Source organism: Vibrio sp. DNB22_10_4 (genome assembly GCF_052879755.1).
On sequence record NZ_JBNNXW010000052.1, the window covers coordinates 1 to 284 of the forward strand.

General features: G+C 53.9%; 2 tRNA genes. Both read left to right on the forward strand.

From position 1 onward, the window contains the following. Positions 1-103: 103 nt before the first annotated feature. Positions 104-179 (forward strand) — tRNA-Ala (locus ACVA6Q_RS24610). Positions 180-209: 30 nt separating this feature from the next. Beyond that, positions 210-282: transfer RNA gene (locus ACVA6Q_RS24615), tRNA-Val, on the forward strand. The last annotated feature ends 2 nt before the right edge of the window (positions 283-284 follow it).

Below are 284 nucleotides of genomic sequence, written 5' to 3' on the forward strand. Positions count from 1 at the left end.
GTCGTTAGCTCAGTTGGTAGAGCAGTTGACTTTTAATCAATTGGTCGCAGGTTCGAATCCTGCACGACCCACCATTCCTTCTTTGAAGGAAGTCTCAAGACATGGGGCTATAGCTCAGCTGGGAGAGCGCCTGCCTTGCACGCAGGAGGTCAGCAGTTCGATCCTGCTTAGCTCCACCATTCTTGAACATTCCACGGAATGACTTTCGTGGGCGATTAGCTCAGTTGGGAGAGCACCTCCCTTACAAGGAGGGGGTCACTGGTTCGAGCCCGGTATCGCCCACC